Genomic DNA, 22593 nt, shown 5'->3' with positions numbered 1-22593 from the left:
CAAATATTTAAATGGTGACGCAAATGTCGCTAATGCTGAGGCAAAAAATAGCAATGAAAACTCTCGATTAGACGCTTGCAGACTAAAAAACAGCCTCTACCAAATCAATTGGTAAAGGCTGCAGTTTTATTTAATATTTTGTTCATGTTTTTGCTGTTTGTCTGCTTTTACATTTTCCACTTTCTTAGGCTTTGGCCCCTTGTTATCGAATTGAGCTCGCTCGTAGACAGCTGATCCAACAATCTCAGCTACATCTTGGAGCTTTTCCTTGCTGATTTTATCGATAGTGTCTTCCGGCGTATGATACCATGGCTCAGTAGGACTGTGAATAAATAGTGCAGCAGGAATTCCCACTTCTGCAAATGGAACGTGGTCACTGCGTCCTCCTTGTGCAATAGGAGACGGTTCTCCATTCAGCCTTGTACTGGCTGCTCTGGCGAGGTCTGTTACAAGATTTGGCTGACCATCCAATGTTGTAAGGACTAAATCACCGGCATCTCTGCTGCCAACCATGTCAAGGTTAAAGTTTGCCACTGTTCTACTAATCTCATCATCAGTCAGCGTGCCTACATAGTGTGTAGAACCGATTAAACCTAATTCCTCTGCGCCAAACGTAATAAATCGAATTTCTGTATCCGTTGGCAAGTTTTTAAATACTCGTGCAAGCTCCAAAGTCATCGCTGTACCTGATGCATCATCATTTGCTCCAGGTGCTCCGGCTACTGAATCATGATGCGCTCCCACTACGATGATTTCTTTTGTGTTTTTCTTTTTATTAGTTGGCTTTTTCGTAGCAATTACATTGTGAGATACATTTTCTCCTGTTCTTGCCCCTTCAATGTTTAAAGAAGCTGTTAGCGCTCCCGCTTCCAATGCTGCCAACAGCGCATCGCCTTCTGCTTTCGTAATGGCAACAGCAGGCACATAATCATCACTCGCCTCACCTAATGTACCATTCATTGCGCCTGGAGCATTATTAAAGATAATGACGCCCGCCGCGCCTTCTGCAGCTGCATTTAACACTTTTTCACCAAAGCTGATATCCCCGCGTTTAATTAATGCAATTTTTCCATTCAAATCTAATGATGACAATTCATCTGGTGTCCCTAATCCACCGTATACAAGCTCACCCGATACATTGCCGCTTACTGAATATGTAAATGAAGCCGGTTTGAACGTCCCATTATAGCCTTCCACGTCTAACTCAATGGTATGTGGTGCAGTATATCCGTAGAAAGTAAATGGCTGAACCTCTACTTGATATCCATAAGATTTAAATTGCTGCTTGATAAACTTCACTGCATTTTCTTCTGACTCCGTTCCCGCCACTCGCGGTGTTTGAGATAAATAGTCAATGTTATTATACATTTTTTCTACATTTAGCTTTTTAATCACTTTGTGATCAAAATTGTGCGTAATTTGGTTTTGTGCTCCTTCGGATGGCTTTGCGAATACAGCTTGTGTGCCTATTGCACCGAAGATCAGTGATGCAGCTAAAGCAACAGAAATAATTGTTTTTTTCATATTCGTCCCCCTACAACAATAACTTTTTTAAAGTTTAAAATATTTAGTTATTATACATAAGAGGACTATTCACTATATTTAATAGGGACTATTTTCTATTTATCTACCATTTATCCATTTATAGACCAAACATCACTAGCCGAAAGAACGAAAAAAAGCAGATAATCTCTATTAAAATTATCTGCTTTAGAATCTTTGCTATAAATCTATGATTTTAATACATCGTGGTCAACATAACGCTCGCCGTTCATTTCACTAATCACATTGATAGCCACTTTAGCGCCATCTCCAGCGGTAATGATTGTATGTACGCTTACACCTGCTGTTGTGCCGGCTGCCCAAATGCCTTCAACATTAGATTTTCCATTGGCATCAACATCGATGATTGTTTTCACGCGAGGTTCAGTGCCAGGCTTAGTTTTCACACCGATTTTTTCTGCTAAATCGGTCATAAAGCCAGTGGCCAGAATAATATGCTGACCTTCATATTCGCCTTGGTCCGCTACAATTTTAAAGCCTACATCTGTTTTTTCTAATCCTTCTACAGTCGCATTTACAATTTCAGCGCCAAATTTTGCTGCTTGCTTTTTGCCTGTTGCTACTAAATCTGGCCCGGCCACTTCCGTTACGCCATAATGATTTTCAACCCATGCTCTTTTTGTTACCCCTTTATCATTATCCAATACTAATACGTTTTTTCCGGCTTTTGCCGCAAAAATAGCTGCACTGGCACCTGATGGCCCTGCCCCAACAATAACGATATCGTACATAGCTTCTCCTCCTCATTGTTTCATCACTATAACAATAGCCAAAATTATTTTAATTGTAAAATAATTAGACTTTAGTCCTCATCTTTAATATCGCGATCTTCTGGAATCGGTTCGTTCAAAATTTCTTCAACTAGTGCTTTATATTTTTCCATTTGCTTTAAATGAGTATTAAATTGCTCTTTATTAATTAAATATTGTTCACCATCAAACAAAGCACGTATGCGCCTTTCTTGGATTAGTTTTTTAACTGCCTGCTCTGAGCTAGATAAAAGCTCTGCGGTTTCTTTTAATGTCATATACATATTTGATCATCCTTATTTATTAATTATTACAAATGCAATATGGCGCGATTGGACAGAATCATTTACTATTAAATAATAGTTGTAATAATTTTACACCCATCAATGGTTTCATTATACATCATTATTGATTGATTTATCCCGCATTAACGTAGTGAGCTCCCCGCTTCAAGACTTTCGGGGGATTATATTGCACCGTAAAAGCCCGATTGGTGAGATATACATTAGACTTACCTTTGCGCTCTTTCAAAGGTAAGTCCAACTCAATCTGGGTTCGTACTGGCGATTGATCGAAGCGTAGGCGAAATATTTAGCGACAATAGAACGGGACAAACCAACAGAGGGGAATGAAGGAACCCCTCCACTGTTGCAGTTTCACTTTATAGGACAGGGGTTTTCTGGATGAAGACAAAATTTTTATTGTTTTATTTTATCAGTAGTATCATTTGGATATATAGCACCAATTATTTAATAGAGGAATTCATCACATTCCCCTACGTTTCCCTCTTGCTGCGATTTAAAGAAATCATTTATATTGGTTTAACCACTCTTATTTTCTACTATTTTATAAGAAAAATAGAGATACTTAATTCTTCTCAAGAGGATAAGGAGCGTTTATCTACTTTAATTAATTCTATGGTTGATTTTATCAACTTTAAAGATGGAAAAGGCAGATGGATAGAAGCCAATGATGTTGCACTGTCATTATTTGACCTTAATAGAGATAATTTTCGGGGAAAAACAGATATTCAGCTTGGAGAGAATCGGGAGTTTTATAAAAGTGCTTTTGCATATTGCATGGCTTCTGACGAAGAAACCTGGAAAAGCGGCCAAATTTCTCGCGTGGAGGAGTTTATCCCAATAAAGGATGGGACGGTCAAAACGTTTGATACGATCAAAGTTCCTTTATTCTATGAAGACGGCGAACGCAAAGGCCTCGTCATTATCGGCAGAGACATTACAGAGAAGAAGGAGGTCGACCGGCTGCTGAAGGAAAGTCAACAGCAATATAAATCTCTTTTTTTATTTAGTCAGGATATGATTTTGATGATGGATTTAAACGGCGGTATTACAAATGTGAATCCACAGTTTAAGACCGTTACTGGATATGACGAAAAAGAAGTAATAAATAAAAACATTACTGATATTTTTCCTGAAGATTTTAAGGAAGAAATCATGAGCGATTTAGCTGAAATTCGTCAATATCAATCACATAAAAATTGTGAAATGGAATTGATCCATAAAGACGGTCACACGCTTATTGTAGAATGTACTGCTGTTCCTATGATCATTAATCATCAGCCCGCAGGCATTATTTGCTATGGAAAAGATGTGACAAAACTAAGGCTTGCTGAGGAGCAGCTTAGGAGAGCGGAAAAGCTTTCTGTAGTCGGTGAATTATCGGCAAGTGTCGCCCATGAAATTCGCAATCCGCTTACCTCGCTTAAGGGGTTTGTACAAGTGCTGGAATCGGATGATTCGAAGCATCAGTTTTATTATCAAATCATGGAGGAAGAGCTGGACCGAATTAATCATATTGTCAGCGAGCTTTTACTTTTAGCAAAGCCACAGGAAATTAAATTTATCGAATCAGACTTGCATAATATTTTATTTAATGTGATTTCCTTATTAAAAACGGAGGCCTCGTTGCATAATATTACAATTGACTTTACTGCCTCTCCAAAGAACCTTTCCATCCTTTGTGAGCCTAATCAATTAAAACAGCTGTTTATTAATCTCGTGAAAAATGCAATAGAAGCCTCAGCTGATGGAGATGGAGCCATTACTGTTAATTTGACAAAAGAAAATGAAGAAGCTGTCATTGTAGTAACTGACAATGGTTCTGGAATATCTGACGAATTGCTGGAACGGCTTGGTGAACCATTTTATTCATCCAAGGAAAAAGGCACTGGGCTCGGTTTAACGGTAAGTTATAAAATTGTACAGGCTCATGGCGGAACGATTCATTTTTCAAGTGAAGTGGAGAAAGGAACAGTGGTTACGGTAAAGCTGCCAATTAAGAAGGAAAAGTAACTTAAATGATTAAAACCTCTTAATGGGCTCATTTACTTTTGCTCATTAAGAGGTTTTTTATTTTCTGAAATGATTTTTCTGGGTTCTGGTGCAGTCGGTTTGGCGATGCCGCTCCGCTCATTAGGCTTACTCGGGATGACCGCCCTCTGACCGCAGAGCCAAAAGAAAAAGAGTGGCGATCGCCACTCTTCCTAATCGCGCCCGTTTATTAAAGATAAGTTATTCTTGTTGGGATTTTGATATGAAGTAATTGAGAGGCCCAGCAAAGATTAATCCTGCAGCAGCAATACCTAGGAAAACTGCTGAATATGAGAATAATTCAATGCCACGACCTAAAAAGGAATCTGTAATAATACGAAGAATGGTAATAATAGCGGGTATTACAAGTGACCAAAACAAAATGATTTTCAATCCTTTGGACATCACATTCTCCCCCTTTTTCAAGAAAAATCATTTAATTAAATGGCCCGTTTGTAGAACTACTCTTTGATAAAATAATTCTCACGCTCCTAGTTCCAATAGGCGACGATGCTGTAAGCGATTTCGGAAGCTTCTTTTTCCTCATCATTTACATGCACCAAATCCCCATCTTCGACATTATCCAAATTCACTTCCTTATGAATTTCATTCAACAGACCTCTATTAGAAATGAGCCGTTTTCGGTACAAGCCTACTTATCTTTTACTTCCAGAAGCTTCATTCGCAAATCATTTTCCATATTGGCCAGTTCATTTTCAGCTTGTCTTCGCTTGTTTCTTCCTTCTTCCTGAATGCGCAATGTTTCCTCAAGAGTAGAGATTAAGTTTTCCTGAGTTTTCTTTAATGTTTCAATATCAACTAGGCCGCGCTCATTTTCACGTGCAGTTTCTATTGTGTTCATTTTCAGCATTTCCGCATTTTTCAACAGCAAATCATTGGTCGTTTTCGATACTTGCTTCTGAGCCTCGACTGCATGTCTCTGTCTAATAAGTGTTAAAGCAATTGCTACTTGGTTTTTCCATAAAGGAATGGCCGTCATAATGGAAGATTGAATTTTTTCCACAAGTGCCTGATTCGTGTTTTGAATGAGACGAATTTGCGGTGCACTTTGAATCGTAATTTCACGACTGAGTTTTAAGTCATAAAGCCGTTTATCAAGGCGGTCGGCAAATTGAATCATATCATTGACTTCTTGAAACTTCATTTGGTCATTGGACGCTTTAGCTGATGCTTTAAGTTCAGGAATGGTTTGCTCCTGCAGCTGCTCCAGCTTTAACTCGCCCGCTGCAATATATACATTAAGGGCATGAAAGTATTCTTTATTGCTGTCGTAAAGCTTATCAAGCATCACAATATCAGTCAGCAGCAGGTTTTTGCTGCGTTCAAGCTTTACGCTGATCCGGTCGATTTGAGCGCCAACCTTCTGATATTGAGATAAAACTTCTTGAACTGAGCCTGAAATCCGACCGAATATTTTTGAGAAAAATCCTTGCTTTTCAGGCTTCAAATCATCCGGGTTCACTTCATTAAATTTATGCATGAGTTCACCAAGAATGCCGCCAATCTCACCTACATCTTTTTTCTGTACATGTTCAAGCATGGAGTGAGAAAAATTCAATAGTTTTGATTGTGCAGGCGTACCGTACGAAATCATCGCCTGGTGATTTTTCGGGTCAATTTGATCTGCTAATTGATAAGCCTTTGCGCGGTTTTCTTCTGGGATCACATCAATCAGTTTGACAGGTTTATCTGATGAAATGTCGTCTTTTTTCATCGTTTGTGCTTCTCCAAATGGTTCAGAGAGTAAATCATCGAGCAGATTGGCTTCGGTTGGCTGCTTAGACATAGAAAGATCCTTTTCTGTCATTTTAATCGCCTGCTTTCATCGTTGATTCTTGAATCTTTGATTTTTTTAATAGAATGCTTTGCAACATCCATTTCAAAATGCAGCTGATCAATATCATTGGCCAGAACATCATGCAAATCTTTTTCAACGTTGACTGTTAGCTCATGCAATGTTTTTCTTGTCTCATTTAATGAAATTTCCAATTCTTTTGTTTTTCTCGGCTGTGAAGAGAGAAAAACATATTTTTCAGCTAATTCTACTGCTGAATCAAGATGAGAATAATAAAACTGCTCCGCTTGGTAGAATCTTCTCGGCTCTTTTTTAGTCAGCTTGTAGATTCGCTTCGCGACTTTAATAAAATCCCTACGCTGCCTTGTCGATGGCAGATGGCGAATGGACATTAACGATCGCTGCAAGCGGTTCAGCTTCCCTTTTGCTTCATCTAGATTTTTCTTTATATAAAGATATTCCTTACGCTTCAACCCATGGCTCTTGATAAACCGATGCCGCATCACAGCTCCTGTTATCCAATAAGCAAGAACACCTGCTAAAGTACCATTTAAGCCTGACATCCAAAAATTCATGTCAAATGCAAAATAGTTTAATAACCAAACTGTAACAGACAATGGCACGGCAATAAGCGTACGTATAAAAAACATAAAAAACGGATTCAATGGTATCGACTCCTGACATAAACGCCTTTATCAATATACGAAAGAAAGCCAGTCAAAGTTTCATTAATAAGAAAAACTATGCCACTTGCCAATATTTTTCAGCAAACACCTTCGTTTTCCTTCTGCAATTTGGCCCCTGAACTCAAAATAAACTCAATCACTTTCCTTCCCTCTAAGAATACACCAAATCCCCACCAAATTTCCATGGACCACAATCGTAAATCCCCCTCAGCCTTAAGACCGATACGTTTGTTGGTACCTGTCACCTACACATTTCGACAAAAGCGGTACCTGTCACCCACAAGATTCGACATGGGGTGGTGGGCAAGTAAAAATGCACTTGTTGGGGGAACAGGTGCATTTTGTGTTATGTATTTTCTTTGTTAGGCGGGTTGGCAGTTTCATTAGTTGTAGCCTAGTTCTACGGATACTTTTGTTCCGATGCCGTATTTGCTGTCGATTTTCATGGATCCGTTATGTTCCTGGATGATTTTATTGCTTACAGTTAAGCCTAGACCGATTCCCTTATCCTTGGTTGTATAGAACGGAGTTCCGAGATAATGAAGCACTTCTGAGCTGATTCCAGTCCCTTCATCTTTAAACTGGATAAGAACCCTTTTATTTTCCAAAGTTTCCACTACAATTTGGACCCTTCCTCCGTTAGGCATTGACTCAATAGAGTTTTGAAGGAAGTTGACAAATACTTGCTTTAATTGATTTAAATTGCATAACAGCTCAATCGGCTCAATCGGCTTTGTTAATAAGATTTGCACATTGCTCATCACAGCTTGCGGGTGAAGAAAATTGATTGTGCTTTCCAAAATCGAGTTTAAATTATAATAATCATAATCAACTGCCTGCGGTTTAGCCAAGGACATAAACTCATTAACAATTCCGTCAATTCTTTCTAATTCATGAGAAATAATCGATAAATATTCTTTTTGCTTATCCTTTTCATCAATATGGTTAAGAAGTTTTGAAAAGCCTTTCAGAGAAGTAAGCGGATTTCTAATTTCATGAGCAACGCTTGCTGCCAGCTGCCCTATAATAGATAAGCGGTCCAGGTTTCGCAGCGCATCATCATTTTTCACACGGTCAGTCACATTTCTACCAACAGAGACATATGAATCTATCTCATTGTATTCATTAAATATAGGAGAGATATTTGATTCAATATAGACCGTTTCTCCTTCTTTATTTTTCATGCGTGATTGAACGATTTGCGGCTCACCTGTGTCCTCTATTTTCTTAAAAACTAACTCGCAATATTCTCTTTCTTCCTTATTCATATCGTGGAATAAACTTTGCCCTATTAAGCTTTCTACTGACTTGCCAAAAATTGCTTCATGGGCAGGGGAAGCGTAAATAATACGCTTATTTTTATCATACACTAAAATCATATCTGAGGTGTTTTCTGTGATTAACTGATATAATTCACGGGTTCTCTTCAATTCCCTTTCCATTTCCTTCCTTTCTGAAATATCTTTTAATATAAGTATTACACCAACAACTTCTTCAATAGGATTGCGTATGGGCAAACAGGAAACTTCGAGATCCAATACTTTCCCATCTTTATGACATCCTTTGCTGATTACATTAGAAATTGTATAGCCTGATTTAGATTTATCTATATGTTCCTTTAGACAATCTCCTTCCACAAAAATCGTGCATTTTTGTCCTATTATTTCTTCAATGTAATAACCAAATAATTCTGTATACTTTTTATTCACTTTCGTGTAGCAGTCATTCATATCTAATATAGCAAAACCATTTGTTGTGCTGTTCACAAATATATTCATCAATACATCTGGATATAAATTTTTTGATTCACTATGGTCATAAAAAATCGGGTAATTCTTTGACATAGAAACCTCCAAACATCTCAGCTTTTTAATTTTTTCTTGCATACCCTTAAAAAAACTTTAGACAAATTGAGTTTCTATTTCTTTTATGTTTTCATACAACCATGTATTTGTCGGTGGAATTGGGCATTTGTGCTTTTCACACAACCTAATGACTGTTCCGGAAAACATCTCCACTTCACTCCGTCTCCCCGCCTCTATATCCTGAGCCATGGATGGTTTGCCAAGCGGACTTAATCCAGCCAATACATTAAGCCAATAAGCTAAATCTTCTTCAGTTAACGTGACACCTTCATGCTTGGAAAGCTCAATAACCTCTCTCATTGCCGAGATCATCGTATCTCTCGCTTCACCTTCCTGTTGAATGCACCCGTAGCTTCCCTTATAAACTGCTACTGTCTGATTGACACCAACATTAAGCATAAATTTTCCCCACTGTCTCTTTTTCATATCGGTATCAATTTCAAAAGGAACACCCGTTTTTTCAAATAATTCCGCAACTGCCCTTACTTTTGATGAGATCATTCCTTGCTCACCATCGCCAAAACAGAGCTTTCCTCTATGATGATACGTTAATTGGTTTCCTACTTTCACTGCATCCATTCCTTGCGCCACAGTATAAAGCACTTTCTCCTGACCAAATGCTCTTCCAATCATTTCTTCACTCGAAATACCATTTAATAAAGACATAATTATCGTATTTTCACCAACATGATTCCTAGCAGCCACCATTGCTTCGGCTAGACCATCATATTTAACGGCAAAAATTAATAAATCTGCCGGCACCACCTTCTCTTCAGGTGCAAAGTAAGAGAAATGGCATCGCTCTCCATTTGAATATACCCCCTCTCTTTCATATTTAGTAATCCTTAATCTATCTGCAATAATACGTAATGAACTGACTGGCATCGTTTTTGATAATTGATTTCCGAACAACACTCCTAATGCACCAAGACCAATAATTGAAACTGACTGAATACCCATTCACCTAAGTCCTTTCTTACTTGTTAAACAAGATTTTATCACAAAATTCCAAAAAGTTTTAGAGGCAAAGGTGGGGGATTGCGGAAAGAAGTTTATTTTTTATCATCACCCTGTAGCAAGCTGAATGATCAATAACGAGCATCAACAGACAAAAATAAAAGCCTATTACTGGCAATCAACAGGCTTTCGAAGCAATATCAAGGTTCATTCTACACGTTCTCCATACATAATGTAGCGCTCGGGCGCATCGCCTATAAAGCTGAATGGATAGCAGGTTGTCACGATCAATTCCTCTTCTGAATCTTGTAAAGTGATAATACTCGTATCATCTTTATCAACTATTTTTGTATGCGTAATCTTGTATTGATACGTTCCATAGGGTACTTGAACCTCAAGAATATCTCCAATAGCTAATTCGCCAACCCCTCGAAAAACAGTATCACGATGTCCTGATAAAACAATTTGTCCATTTTCATCAGGATAAAAGCTGCCTCTATAGTGGCCGACACCCTTCTCTAATTCATCAGGGTCTGCTCCCTCAATAATTGGCAACTCTGCCTCTAGTTTAGGAATGGCAAGTACGCCGACAACCTCTCCTATCTCTGGTTGAAATAGCCCTTCCTTGCTCGTTTCTTCATTAACAATCGCTTTTGCAGTTTGAAGTGAATCCTTTTCTTTCAAGTTGCTGCCTATAATTGACCATAAACCATAGCCAATTACAGAGAAACCTACTACCATTAATAACAATGCAATCTTTTTCATTTTTCCCTCACATAATAAACGACATATATGTTAATTTACCATATTCAGGAGATTATGTCTGCGATTAATGCATGCTACAGTATAAAAAAAGCAAAGGAGACAATCCCCTCTGCTTTTTACTTTGTGTGCTGTAATGCTTGTCCAAGTGAAGTATAAATCTTCACCTCTCGGAAATTAATGCCAAGCTGGACGGCCGTTTGAGCAATTTCCGGACGGATTCCAGATAAACTTGCCACAGTACCAATTAACTTCAGCCCATCAATCACTTGGAAAATCTGAGCAGCGACCATCGTATCTATAATGGCTACACCTGATAAGTCTATTACTAGCTCTTCAATTTGAATGTCATTGCATTGCTGAAGCGTTTTATCAAAAATCACTTGTGCACGATGCGTATCAATATCTCCTACTAATGGTAGAATAGCTACATCATGCTTAATCTTAATTACAGGCGAACTTAATTCAGTAATCATTTCCTGCTGTGCTTTAAGCATTCTGTCTGATTCTTCAATATTTCTTCTGCTGAATTCACGAATCAACTTGTTAAATGATGTACTAATTTGACGATTTATTGTGTTTACTTCTTTATGGCTTAATTTATCACCAAGGTAAGCAATGTAGTCCTGTACAAGTTCATAATATTTCTCTTGTACACTTAGAAATTCGCCGATTATTTGGTCCAGTGGAGTATTTAAATGGGCTGGATCCTTTGCCGTAGCATCTAGCCACTGATCAAACTTTTCATCAACAGCTTCTGCTTGTTCATTAAACAGCTCGCAAAAAATCTCATGAAAGTAGTAATTTTGTTTTTTAAGATTTTCAATTTGCACCTGGTCAGTAGAACCGTAAACTCCGTCAAGGCTTTTGTCTAATGATGCATACCATTGCTCCGTCAAGTCCCAGGTTTTCTCTTTAAAAAACTCATAAAAAGTCTTCATCCTTGTTTTCTCCTAATCGATAATAGTCTATTTATATCATTCTATAAATTTATAAACATTGCAACATTTAGTATTAATCATACACGAAAAACATCCAAATCTTTAATACCCTTTTTATATCGATAGTAAACCTTTTATGAAAATTTTTTTACTGAGCTGGACGGGTTTGAAATGCATTTTTCAGCCAGTTTTTCCCTTCCACTAGCCTGCTGACTAGCATTGCACAAACTGTATTTCCAGTTGAATTAAGCAAAGTAGCTGGCGCATCAATAATCGTGCTAATGACTGCAATAATCGGCAATACTTCTGGAGGAAAACCAAAGACACTTAAAATGAGCATTTCTCCGATTAAACCGCCGCTTGGGATTGCACCCATAACAGCGCCAACGAGAAATGATACGGCAATAATGCTTAAAATCGTCGTAAAGCTCATCATTTCATGGCCAAACAAACTAAATAAAAAGACAATTTTAATGACTCCGCCGAATACAGAACCGTCTTTATGTGTATTCGCACCTAGCGGGATTACCGTTTCAGCGATATCTTTTGGCACACCCATCTTTCTTGTTGCATCCAAATTAACTGGAATGCTTGCAGCACTTGAACAAGTAGCAATTGCTGTGACAGATGGCGGAACTGCATTTTTCCAAAACACTTTAATTCCCTGCTTGCCGCCAGCAATATACGCGTACAACGTAAAGAAACCAAAGTAATACACAAGTGTAATTCCCAAATATAACAAAAACACACGAACATATCCGCCTAAAATTTGTGGACCAAGTTCTCCTATAATCGTTGCAAAATAACAACCAAGGCCAATAGGTGCATAATACATTACAATTTTAACAATCTTCATCATGACCTCAGTTCCTGAAAGCAGGAAATTCGCCATCGGTTTGCCTTTTTCTCCGACTAACGCAGTTGCCAAGCCAAATAATATTGCAAAAACAATTAATTGTAGCATATTACTTTTTGAAAATAACATTGAGAAATCCGTAACCGTTACAGTCTCTACAAGCTTTGCCAATAAAGAAATCTCTTCTGTTTTCGTCTCAACCTCTGCATTTGCCATCATATTCGTAATCGTTGTTGTATCTGTATTTTTCAACGGATCAACGGCTGTTGTACCTACAAATCCAAGCACGGCTGAAACGACAGCAGTTAAGAAAAAGACTAGAAAGGTACTGCCCATAATCTTTCCTAATCTGTTCATTCCGCTAATATTTGCAATGCTTGATGCAATACTAAAGAACACAAGAGGAACAATAATCATAAACATTAAATTTAAAAATAAATCGCCAAATGGCTTTACAACTGCTGTACTAGGACCAAATATAACGCCGGCAATACCGCCGATAATAATCGCTCCTAATAACAGAATCGTCGATTTATAGGTTGAGAATATTTTTCCCATATTCATAGCTCCTTCCAATTCTGTAGGTCTTCATAAGTAAAACGATGGATTGCGTCGAATCCGACAGTTTTGCTTATAAACCACTTATAAGGAATAATATAGTACATTAAAGCTAACAAAGCGGCCGAGATGGTCCTTGGCCGCCTTAAGTATTGTAGCTTATTTTATGAATTGAATCTACTGGCAAATTATTATTCATCAATAATATACTTGAGTGATAATAAAGCCTCATCTATTATCTGCTGATTTTGAATATCCATTCCGTAAAACACTAAATAAGACATTACATATAACCCTCTAAATCGAGCCAGGCAATATGTATCTCCATCCACGGTTCCATAAGTTTCAAAAAACAGCTTTCTTCCTTCAAGAGGAAAAAAACTAAAGGCTACTGCCAGATCGACAGCAGGATTTCCTATATGGAGGTCTCCCCAGTCAATAATACCTGCAAGGTCATTTCCTTTTTCAGCAACTAAAAAATTCCGAAAGTACAGATCACCATGGACAAAGGCCTCCTTTGTCTTTTCTGCCTTCTTGGCCTGTTCAATGATTTTTATATAAGATGCTTTTTCAGCAATAAGCTTTTTGTCCTCAAGGATTGCTAATTCTTTTTCTAGCTTAGGCGCTCGCACTGTTAAGTCCAATCTGCCTATCGTATCTGGTCCTACACCATTCAATCGTTCAAAAGGGATCTCATGCAGTTTTTTTAAAAATGTTGCCATCGGCTGTGCAATCGCGATTCGCTGCTTCTCTGTTATTGCCAGTTCAGCCGTTGTTTGTCCTACAATTGCTACATATCCAGAGAATGGATAAGGAAATACTTCAGATGGCATGCCTTTGTAAATCGGTAAAGAGATGGCAACCTCACCTTCAATATATGCAGAGATTTGCGGCAGAACATGGTTTTCTGCAACAATGAGCGGCACTGCAGCTTTCCTCCTTGGAAACCTGAACATATAGCAGTCATTGGCGAGAAAGATGGTATTGTCCCACCCAGAGCCGACTCGATGGACTGCAGCTGGTTTTAGGAAGGGAAACTGCTCTTCAATGACTTTCTTTGCAAGCTGAGCGGATATTTCAAATTCACTATCCCATAAATTTGCTATCTTGCTCCCCCCTCTCCAGATACTTTTAACTGTCATATAGTGTATCCCTTATGCCTTCTATCTTCAACCTCTTCAAAAAAATGACCCGCTATAAAAGCAGAGTCATTTCATTCTTTATTCTACTTTTTCTAAAAGCTGCCTATATTGGTCCAATACTTCTTGATAAGGTATGCCCTTATCATCATTATTGCTGATCCATGTTTTTATAAATTCTGCAGCCGCTTCATCCCACTGTTGCTCCTCTTCCTCTGACAATTCAATAATTTTCCCGCCCTCATCAGCAAATAGCTGATTAAATACCTCCGTCTCCTCATCATAGATCCTGCCCGAGTCTTCAATGATTTCGTCAGCGGCCTGAAGCATCGCTTCTTGAACATCTTCCGGGATGCGATTCCAGATTCTTTCGTTTACTACAAGCGCATGAATGGCTGTTCCAATGTGCGGGAAGGTGGCATGCCCTAATAAGTCCTTCGTACCTGATGCGTCCACCCCCACACTTGAATAATTAGCTGCATCAATAATTCCTTTTTCCAACGCTTCATAAGTTTCTGTGTGGGAAATTGTCACCGGCACAGCAGCAAAGTGACTGAAATATTCATTTGTAATTCCCCCGGCTGTCCTTATTTTTATCCCTTTCAAATCTGCTGGAACTCTTACTTCCTTTTCAATTGTCCAAATATCATATGTCGGTGATACATGCCCCATTATAGGAACAATTCGATTATTATTAAAATCCCTCTGAATCATCTCATTATCTATTTTCAACAGCTCATTATATGCTACCGTTCCTTGATAAGATGATGTGTTCAAGCTCGGAAATCCGGTCAGCGCACTCGTAATTGGCATATATTCAGGAAAGTAATTTGCCGGAAAAAGACCGATGTCAATCACTCCATCCCTCGTTAACTTCAGCATATCATGTGCTTTTCCTAATTGCTCTCCAGGATAAGTATTGAACTCTACCTTCCCATCCGTCAGCTCAACGACTCTTTCCATCCATGGCTCGGCCAAATGTTTATAGACGGGGGAAGTCACGGGAACATAGGTCGCAAATCGGACTCTCACTTCCTCTTCATTAATAACAGTGGAAGAAGAGCTGCATCCACTTATGATGATGAACGTCAGAAATAATGAAAGGAATAATCCTTTACGCTTTTTTCTTTTCATGGACTTTCACCTCTTCCTACATATTATTTGGCAAATATAACGCCAGATCTGGAAAAACAACGATTAATAAAACTAAGAATAATAGTATGAAAATAAACGGAACCGATCCATAAAAGACTTTTTCAACTGGTATTTTAGAATACTTGCTCGTAATGAATAAATTGATTCCTACTGGCGGTGTCACAAGGCCGATTTCCAATAATAAAACGACCAAAACCCCGAACCAAACCGGATCAAAGCCAAGGCTGACAATAATCGGGAATACGAGCGGCAATGTTAAAATCATCGATCCGATTAAATCCATAAATAAACCTAATATTAAATAGAATAATATAATTAAGAACAGTATGGTCCATTTTGAAAGACCGCTATCAGAAATAGCCGCAATCATACTTTGGCCTACACCTGATAAAGTAAAGAAATAAGCAAATATGTAGCCGCCAATGACAATCGTAAATATCATTGCCGTCTGTTGTAATGCGTCCTTAAAAGCATCTACAACTGACCCTACATTCAATCTCTTTAATAGCATGCCAATAATTAAAGCGCCAAGAGCACCAAAGGCGGCCGCTTCAGTCGATGTCGCAATCCCAAAATAGATGATGACTAAAACAACGATCACAAGAACAACCATCGGCCAAATGAACTTTAATGATTGGAAGCGCTCTGCCCATGTCGCCTTCTCAATCACTGTGTTTTTATTTAAAGAGCTAAAAACTATAAATACGACTAAAAGAATGGCAAGAACAACACCTGGAATGACTCCGGCAATTAAGAGCTGGCCTATCGATGTTTCAGTCTGTACAGCATATAGTATTAAAGGAACACTTGGCGGAATGAGCACTGCAAGTGTACCTGTTGATGAAGCAACCAGACCGGCTGAAAAGCTCGGTTTATAATTAGACCTTACCATCTCCGGAATACAGATTTTTGACATAATCGAGGTTGCTGCAATGCTTGAGCCGGATAATGTACCAAAGCCAGCGCTGGCGAATACTGTTGAAACCCCTACACCGCCGGGAATATGACCAATCCACTTTAAAATACAGTCATATAAATCCTTGGCGATATTACTTTTAGAAATGAAATTAGCCATTAAAATAAATAAAGGTATCGTTGTTAATGTGAAGCTATTGACGCTGCGGTAGGCTGTGGATGATAGAATCCCAAAAAAGGCATCAATGCCGCCAACAAGTAAAATACCTAGAGAGCCTACAAAAATTAAAGCAAAGCCAATCGGCATGCCAATAAACAACAATACGAGAAGTAATACAATGATAAATGCTGTAGTCATATTCTCCCCCCTTTTCTTTTATGCCTACATCGATTCCCCTTCAGATATCGAGGAATGAACCGGTGCTTTTTTTTCTGTAACAATGTCAATCATATTAATAATCAATCTAACTGAAAGTAACAGTGAACCTAAGCAAATAATCAGCAAGGCAGGTGCGAGCGGATAGCTTAATATTCCGACAGACCTTAAATCATATTGCAGATAAACAAAAAACTCATTAAAGTTTAATGCCGCGATAAAGAGTAAAGAAATGGTCGCGAGTAGATTAGTAATGAACGTTGTTCTCATTTTCCATTGATCATTAAACTTGTCATATAAGAAAACAACTTTGACATGACCATCATGCTTTAACGTATAACTAAGTCCTAAGTAAACAATTAAAACCATTAAATATTCCCCAGTTAGCTCAACTGTACCCGGAATCGGCTTATTCATTGTGAACCTGAATAATACATCAAGGAAAATCCAGATCATCATGATGCAAAGAACAACTGCTCCCGCATTAAAGATGATCTTTTCTACAAACTCAAATCCCGCTTTAAATTTTTTCAAATAGACTCCCTCCCTTTTAAGAATGTTTATTGACTACCCCACTAGGAACAGCAGCATAGTGAATTTCAGTTAAGAATAAGCACTAGTTTAATACGTTAATTGACTAATACATTAATCTCAGGAAGATCCATGTTATTCATGAAGCGCTTTCAATTTTGTATCTTACGAGGAAACATTTTTGGGGACATAAAGTTGATATCTCAGAGGTTATTATTTGATTTTACATAGAAAAAATATTTTCGTCAATGAAAAATCTAATAATTTTAAATATTTAATTAACATATAAAAAAGAGCCAAATCAGTCTTTTCTATGACTTGGTCCCTTTTCGAAATTGAATTCACTTAAATTGTTCTGGATAATCCGTCATGATCACTTCTACTCCTGCTGCCACTAAATCAGCCTTTGCCTCATATCGATTCACAGTATAAACCCGCAGCGGAAACCCTGCTTCCAGCGCTTTCTTGCCGTAATTAGAAAGCGCAAAGTCCTCCTGACAATGTATCGCATCTGCCCCTATATCCTCTGCCACAGCTAGGGCATCTGTGCGGATTCCTGCTATTAAGTATCCGATAGATATGGTTGGATGGAGTTCTCTTACCTTTTTCAAGCTTTGGGCATTAAACGAAGAAAGGATGATTCTCTCTTCCAGCTGATAGTCATCAATGAGATTAAGTACCTTTTCTTCCATTCCTTCATAATGGATAATATCGTTTTTCAATTCAATGTTGAGTGTTAATCGATTGCTCTCTTTTACAAGCCATTGGAACACGTTCTCAAGTGTCGGCAGGCTTTCACCTGTAAAGGAGGAAGCAAACCAGCCGCCCGCATCAAGCTCGTTCAATTCTTCATAAGTGAAATCCTTTACATACCCATTTCCATCCGTTGTCCGATCAATCCGCTCATCATGTATAATCACCAATTGACCGTCCTTCGTCATTTGCACATCAAGCTCAATTCCATCTGCACCGGAATCCATTGCCGCCTGAAAGGCAGCCATCGTATTTTCCGGATAATGACCGCTTAATCCGCGATGGGCAAAAATAGAGGCATGACTGACCATTTCTTGTTCCTCCTCTCCACCTGTCTCTAGATTAACTCCCAGATTTTTTATTCGCCGCCTCCAGTGACCTATCTATTTCTTCAGCCGCACGATCAAGGGCTTCCTTCGGGTCCGCTCCTTGATATAAGCTTTCCATCGCACTCACTACCTTTTGCCTTGCTTCTGGGAAAACGGAGATCAGTGCGCCTTGTGTAGCTTCGGAAGGAATCGTATTCTTCAACTGATCAACCGTCACTTTCAACTGCGGATATTTCTCCCATTCTTCTTGGACGACAGGCAAATCATAGGCTGCCGGATTAATAGAGAAATAGCCTGACTTTAAATGCCAATCTCCCTGTACTTCAGGTGTCGTTACATATTTCATAAATTCCCATGCCGCCTTTTGCTTTTCTTCATCAATATCACTAGCCATCCATAAAGAAGCACCGCCAATAATCACACCTTGTCTTTCCACACCATCAGGAATCGGCAAATAGCCTGTGCCTACCTCAAATGGTGCATTATCGACCGTTGCTCTTATCCCCGCTGATGAATCAAGATACATCGCAATTTTTCCAGATTGGAAGGCAGCGCGAATATCATCCCAGTTTTGCCCGGTATTATAAAATGTGCCGTCATTATACATTTCGCTGATCAGATTAAAGACATTTTGACCCTCTTCGCCATTGAATACAGCCTTTGCTGCGTCACCGGTACGCCCATTATCCTGGTCCACAAAAAGCCCGCCCTGCACAGCTACTAACTCCTCAAAAAACCAGCCATAATTCAAAATTGAAAATCCAACTTGGTCCCCTGTAGTCAGTTTTTTCGCTGCATCCTTCAGCTCGCTATACGTTTCAGGTGCCTTCTCTGGGTCCAGCCCCGCTTCTTTAAAAGCATCCTTATTGTAAATTAAAACAGGTGTGGACGAGTTAAACGGCATCGAATATTGCGTATCTTCAACAGAGTAATAGTTTGTAATATTCTTTTCCCACTGTGACATATCATAGCCTTCTTCATCTATGAATTTTTGCACAGGCTGAATTTTCCCAGAATCAATCATATATTTCGTACCCACTTCAAATGTTTGCATAATTGTTGGGGCATCCTTTGTTCCTGCCACTGTATTAAACTTTGTAATGGCTTCCTCATAAGTACCTTGGAAAATTGGCGTGACTTTAATTTCATCTTGAGAAGCATTAAAGCCGTCAACAACCTCTTTCACTACACCTTCCAGCTCACCGCTCATTGAATGCCAGAAAACAACTTCAACAGGACCTTCACTTTGATTACCTTCTGACTCAGATCCAGTCGTTTCATTATTTGAGCATGCTACAGCAAACAGCATAACCATCATTAAAAAAATGGCAAACAAGCTTTTCTTCTTCATTCAACTCTCCCCTTTTTTATTTGATTGCGCCCTTGGTCAGACCTTCCTGCAAACGTTTTTGTCCGAGGAAAATTAATAATAAAGTCGGCAGGATTACTAGCATGACCCCTGCCATCACCACCCCCCATTCCGATGCTATCTCTTGCGTTTGCATTTGCTTCAATCCAATTTGAACGGTTCTTACTTTTTCATCATTGGTCACAAGCAACGGCCATAAATACATATTCCAAGCTGTTAAAAAACAATAAATTCCAAGCGTGATTAGGCTTGTTTTTGACAAAGGCAAAACGACGGTTAAGAAAAACTTAAAACGACTGATGCCAGACACTTGCGAAGCTTCATATAACTCGATTGGTATCGTTTTGAACTGCTGTCTCAGTAGAAAGGTTCCAAAAGCCATTGCAAAAAACGGAATCGTCAATCCATAAAAGCTGTTCAGCCAGCCTAGCGATTGAATTGTTTGGAAATTTGGCACCATTGTCGCTTCCCACGGAATCATCATGGTTGAAATAAACAGCATGAATAGCAGGTTCTTTCCTTTAAATTGTGTAAAAACAAAGGCAAAAGCAGCCAGGCTACACAGGATTAATTGCCCTGCAGTAATCACCGTTGATACGATGATGCTATTCAGCAAATATTTGAGAAGCGGCACTTTTTCAAATGCATTTATATAATTTTCGAAAGAGAAGCTATCCGGCCAGAGTTTCCCTTGGAGTACTTCCCCGCCTTGCATAAAGCTGATCATGAAAGCGTAAACAACCGGGAAAAACATGATTATTCCAGCGATAGTCAGCAGCGTATAAAGAATGATTTTTCTTCCTATGCTCATTGATAATGTACCTTCCTCTCGCCGAGCTTAAATTGAATGATAGTTACAAGGAAGACACATAAGAAAAGAATGACAGCCTGTGCACTCGCCGACCCGATATTATAGTTAATAAATGCATCTTTATAAATCGAATAAACAATGACATTGGTCGAATCAATCGGCCCGCCCTTTGTTAAAATATCAATCTGTCCAAAAGTTTGAAATGAATTAATCATCGAAACCGTGATGACAAAAAATAATGTTGGCGACAGCATCGGCAGCGTTATTTTTCTTAACGAATAAATCGTGCTGACACCAGCAATTTTTGCACTTTCATATAGCTGTGAATCAATGTTTTGCAAGCCGCCCAAAAGGATAAGGAATGTAAAACCTGTATTCATCCAAATGGTCGCCACTGCTACCGCAATTAAGGCTGTGCTCGGATCTAAAAGAAATTGCATCTCAGGCAAACCAAACCAAGTCAACAGGCGATTAGCAAACCCGATTGACGGATTATAGATAAACATCCAAATAACTGAAGAAGCGGCCACACTCATTCCCATCGTTGATGAAAAAATGGTGCGAAAAAAGCCGATCCCTGCCAGCTTCTGATTTGCTAATAAGGCTAGACCAAGGGCCAATAGCACCCCAACTGGCACAGTATAGAGAACAAATAAAAAAGTCGATTTGACACTCAATAAAAAAGAGGAAGAACTGAGCAATGCCGTGAAGTTTTCCATTCCTGCAAATGCCATTGGCTTGCCTTGTGTATCCGTGTAGAACAGACTTAAATAAACAGTTCTGACCATCGGATAAAATAAAAAGGCGGTGAATAAAAAAAGTGATGGCAGCAAATATAGCCAGCCTTCTAAAAAGCTGAAGCGTCTTCTGTGCCTTTTATGTCCTTTCGTCTGTAGTTTCATCGATTGTTTTTCCACGTTGGGGATGTTCATTGGACTGCCCCCAAACTTTGATATTCGATGTTCACCTTTTCCTTTTCATCAAAAAACACCATTTGATTTTGGTCGATGAACAGAGAAACAATGTCACCGGGATTCAATTGGTGCTGCCCTTGCCATTTGGCTGTCCACTGCAGTCCGCTTTGAATCTCAAAGCTAATCAGCGTTTCTGTGCCAAGCATTTCAACATTAACAACCTCTGCTGTAAAGGAAGGGGTTCCGCTCTTCGCCTGCTGAATATGCTCCGGTCTAACACCCGCTATCACATCACCCTGCCAATCGATATCAACATCCATGCTCCAGTTTTCAGTTATATGTAGTACGCTATCGGCAACATTCGCTGGTATCATATTCATTGGTGGAGCGCCAATGAATGAGGCAACAAATGCATTTTGTGGATGATTATAAATATCTAGCGGCTTGCCTATCTGTTGTATGACTCCCTGATTTAATATCATCATCCTGTCAGCCATCGTCATCGCCTCAGTTTGATCATGGGTAACATAAATCATCGTGATTCCAAGCTTGCGCTGGAGCTGGCGAATTTCCGATCGCATCTTCGCTCTCAGCTTCGCATCTAAATTCGATAATGGTTCATCCATCAAACAAATAGGATCATGGCTCACGATTGCGCGCGCAAGCGCTACCCTTTGTCTTTGTCCGCCCGAAAGCTCCTTAGGCTTTCTTTTCAAATACGGGATAAGGCCAAGCATTTCTGCCGCTTCCTCACATCTTTTCCTCTGTTCTTCCTTGGCGATTTTTTTCACATGCAAACCAAACATAATATTCTGTTCCACAGTCATATGCGGGAACAATGCATAGTTTTGGAAAACCATCGAAAGCTCTCTCTCACTCGGCTTTAAACGATTCGCAAATTCATTTCCAATATAAATCTCACCCGAAGATACATCCTCAAGCCCTGCCAAAAGCCGAAGCAACGTGCTTTTACCACAGCCAGACGGACCAACAAGAACAAAGAACTCTCCAGGTTGAATCGCAACATCAATCCCCTTGAGGACTTCCGCTCCCTGCTGATAGGACTTTCTAATTTGATTCAGCTGCAAAGCCTTCAATTGCTGCACCCCTTTCACTTCCTATTTCAAAATTCCCTTCGCTTCAATAACGGTTCGCCATTAGCCTTACAAAATAGGGCCATATACCGATGAATGTAAATCACTCCATTTACTCGTC

The 22593-nt window shown here is 39.1% G+C and carries 22 protein-coding genes; 1 reads left to right on the top strand and 21 read right to left on the bottom strand.

The window, feature by feature from the left end:
* Positions 1-126: 126 nt before the first annotated feature.
* The 3 genes from CWS20_RS25010 to CWS20_RS25000 form a co-directional block, all read right to left on the bottom strand.
* Positions 127-1524, bottom strand: coding sequence for a M28 family peptidase (locus CWS20_RS25010; protein ID WP_066193540.1), 1398 nt, complete (start codon positions 1522-1524; stop codon positions 127-129).
* A gap of 206 nt (positions 1525-1730) precedes the next feature.
* Positions 1731-2294: an FAD-dependent oxidoreductase gene (locus tag CWS20_RS25005; RefSeq protein ID WP_066193538.1), complete on the bottom strand. Its 564-nt coding sequence runs from the start codon at positions 2292-2294 to the stop codon at positions 1731-1733.
* Between the two features lie 71 nt (positions 2295-2365).
* On the bottom strand, positions 2366-2596 hold the full coding sequence (locus CWS20_RS25000; RefSeq protein WP_066193537.1) for an excisionase family DNA-binding protein: 231 nt from the start codon (positions 2594-2596) through the stop codon (positions 2366-2368).
* Positions 2597-2995: 399 nt separating this feature from the next.
* On the opposite strand from CWS20_RS25000, the gene CWS20_RS24995 reads away from it, so the two are divergent.
* Positions 2996-4627, top strand: coding sequence for a PAS domain-containing sensor histidine kinase (locus CWS20_RS24995; RefSeq protein WP_066193536.1), 1632 nt, complete (start codon positions 2996-2998; stop codon positions 4625-4627).
* 219 nt (positions 4628-4846) lie between these two features.
* Here the strand turns inward: CWS20_RS24995 and CWS20_RS24990 are convergent, their stop codons facing one another.
* The 18 genes from CWS20_RS24990 to CWS20_RS24905 all read right to left on the bottom strand — a co-directional run bounded on the left by CWS20_RS24990 (position 4847) and on the right by CWS20_RS24905 (position 22475).
* Positions 4847-5050: a hypothetical protein gene (locus CWS20_RS24990; RefSeq protein ID WP_066193534.1), complete on the bottom strand. Its 204-nt coding sequence runs from the start codon at positions 5048-5050 to the stop codon at positions 4847-4849.
* Between the two features lie 86 nt (positions 5051-5136).
* Entirely contained in the window at positions 5137-5259 is a 123-nt protein-coding gene (locus tag CWS20_RS24985; protein ID WP_241198669.1) for a replication domain protein, read from the bottom strand.
* Between the two features lie 38 nt (positions 5260-5297).
* Positions 5298-6473, bottom strand: coding sequence for a toxic anion resistance protein (locus tag CWS20_RS24980; RefSeq protein WP_066193532.1), 1176 nt, complete (start codon positions 6471-6473; stop codon positions 5298-5300).
* A complete protein-coding gene (locus tag CWS20_RS24975) occupies positions 6470-7126 on the bottom strand; it encodes a 5-bromo-4-chloroindolyl phosphate hydrolysis family protein (RefSeq protein ID WP_066193530.1) in 657 nt (218 codons plus the stop codon). Before CWS20_RS24975 ends, CWS20_RS24980 begins: the two co-directional genes overlap by 4 nt.
* A 404-nt stretch (positions 7127-7530) precedes the next feature.
* A complete protein-coding gene (locus CWS20_RS24970) occupies positions 7531-8991 on the bottom strand; it encodes a PAS domain S-box protein (RefSeq protein WP_066193528.1) in 1461 nt (486 codons plus the stop codon).
* A 57-nt stretch (positions 8992-9048) separates the two neighbouring features.
* The gene (locus CWS20_RS24965; protein WP_066193526.1) at positions 9049-9972 is read right to left on the bottom strand and encodes a ketopantoate reductase family protein; all 924 of its coding nucleotides are present in this window, start codon (positions 9970-9972) and stop codon (positions 9049-9051) included.
* Between the two features lie 204 nt (positions 9973-10176).
* Positions 10177-10734: a class D sortase, LPxTATN-specific gene (locus CWS20_RS24960; protein ID WP_066193524.1), complete on the bottom strand. Its 558-nt coding sequence runs from the start codon at positions 10732-10734 to the stop codon at positions 10177-10179.
* A 116-nt stretch (positions 10735-10850) separates the two neighbouring features.
* Complete coding sequence (locus tag CWS20_RS24955) at positions 10851-11672, bottom strand: STAS domain-containing protein (RefSeq protein ID WP_066193522.1); 822 nt, start codon at positions 11670-11672, stop codon at positions 10851-10853.
* A gap of 148 nt (positions 11673-11820) precedes the next feature.
* Positions 11821-13086 (bottom strand): dicarboxylate/amino acid:cation symporter, encoded by a 1266-nt coding sequence (locus tag CWS20_RS24950; RefSeq protein WP_066193520.1) that lies wholly within the window; start codon positions 13084-13086, stop codon positions 11821-11823.
* Between the two features lie 191 nt (positions 13087-13277).
* On the bottom strand, positions 13278-14228 hold the full coding sequence (locus CWS20_RS24945; protein ID WP_066193519.1) for a phosphotransferase: 951 nt from the start codon (positions 14226-14228) through the stop codon (positions 13278-13280).
* A gap of 78 nt (positions 14229-14306) precedes the next feature.
* Positions 14307-15359, bottom strand: coding sequence for a TRAP transporter substrate-binding protein DctP (gene dctP, locus CWS20_RS24940; protein ID WP_066193518.1), 1053 nt, complete (start codon positions 15357-15359; stop codon positions 14307-14309).
* 16 nt (positions 15360-15375) lie between these two features.
* Positions 15376-16653 (bottom strand): TRAP transporter large permease, encoded by a 1278-nt coding sequence (locus CWS20_RS24935; protein ID WP_066193517.1) that lies wholly within the window; start codon positions 16651-16653, stop codon positions 15376-15378.
* A gap of 24 nt (positions 16654-16677) precedes the next feature.
* Entirely contained in the window at positions 16678-17205 is a 528-nt protein-coding gene (locus CWS20_RS24930) for a TRAP transporter small permease (protein ID WP_066193515.1), read from the bottom strand.
* Between the two features lie 338 nt (positions 17206-17543).
* Positions 17544-18266, bottom strand: coding sequence for a glycerophosphodiester phosphodiesterase (locus tag CWS20_RS24925; protein WP_066193513.1), 723 nt, complete (start codon positions 18264-18266; stop codon positions 17544-17546).
* A 31-nt stretch (positions 18267-18297) separates the two neighbouring features.
* Entirely contained in the window at positions 18298-19635 is a 1338-nt protein-coding gene (locus tag CWS20_RS24920; protein WP_066193511.1) for an ABC transporter substrate-binding protein, read from the bottom strand.
* Between the two features lie 16 nt (positions 19636-19651).
* The gene (locus CWS20_RS24915) at positions 19652-20464 is read right to left on the bottom strand and encodes a carbohydrate ABC transporter permease (protein WP_066193509.1); all 813 of its coding nucleotides are present in this window, start codon (positions 20462-20464) and stop codon (positions 19652-19654) included.
* Entirely contained in the window at positions 20461-21366 is a 906-nt protein-coding gene (locus CWS20_RS24910) for a carbohydrate ABC transporter permease (RefSeq protein WP_066194299.1), read from the bottom strand. Before CWS20_RS24910 ends, CWS20_RS24915 begins: the two co-directional genes overlap by 4 nt.
* A 26-nt stretch (positions 21367-21392) precedes the next feature.
* Positions 21393-22475 carry an ABC transporter ATP-binding protein gene (locus tag CWS20_RS24905; protein WP_066194295.1) on the bottom strand — a complete coding sequence of 361 codons (1083 nt, stop codon included), beginning with the start codon at positions 22473-22475 and terminating at the stop codon, positions 21393-21395.
* Positions 22476-22593: the final 118 nt, after the last annotated feature.

It is taken from the genome of Cytobacillus horneckiae (genome assembly GCF_002835735.1).
In the GTDB taxonomy this organism is placed as follows: Bacteria; Bacillota; Bacilli; order Bacillales; family Cytobacillaceae; genus Cytobacillus; species Cytobacillus horneckiae.
Note: the sequence above shows the minus strand (reverse complement) of the source record. Positions and strands in the feature narration are given on the sequence as shown.